This window comes from Niveispirillum sp., assembly GCF_052437035.1.
Classification (GTDB): Bacteria; Pseudomonadota; Alphaproteobacteria; order Azospirillales; family Azospirillaceae; genus Niveispirillum.
Genome location: NZ_JBQVOH010000071.1, coordinates 1 through 512, shown reverse-complemented (window position 1 = coordinate 512; position 512 = coordinate 1). Strand labels below are relative to the sequence as shown.

Genomic DNA, 512 nt, shown 5'->3' with positions numbered 1-512 from the left:
GGCATCCTCAACATGTCGAAGATCAACGACGAGGCCACCAAGATGTACACCCTTGAGCTGATGGGCCTCTCCCACATCAAGGAAGCCAACATCAACCTGATCTATGCCGGGCGCGCCCGCTCCAACTTCATGCTGGCCACCACCGAGGAAGAGCGCGCGGCCCACAAGGCGACCCTGGAAAAGAGCCTGACCGCCGCCGACGAGTTGCTGGACAAGGCCGCGCCCCTGTTCTATTCGCCCAAGGCCAAGGACATGTTTGCCGAGGCCGAAGCCTCGCTGGCCGCCTACCGCCAGCACCTGAACACCGCGCTCAGCCTGGCCGCGCAGGACGCCCTGCTGTCCACCCGCAGCGAGGCGTTGACCAAGGCGCTGGACGACGCCCGCATCGAGTCCACCAAGGTGGACAACCTGTTCACCGAACTCTCCCGCATGAAGGAAGGCGCGGCCAGCAAGGCCAACGACCTGACGGACCAGCTTTACGCAACGAGCCTGACGATGATGCTGGCCCTCAT

Annotated in this window: 1 protein-coding gene; it reads left to right on the top strand. The window is 63.7% G+C overall.

Features of this window, described 5'->3' with window-relative positions; translation table 11 throughout:
- Positions 1–12: 12 nt before the first annotated feature.
- On the top strand, positions 13–512 hold a 500-nt coding region (locus tag ACT6Q8_RS25730; RefSeq protein ID WP_444739513.1), incomplete at its 3' end, for an MCP four helix bundle domain-containing protein.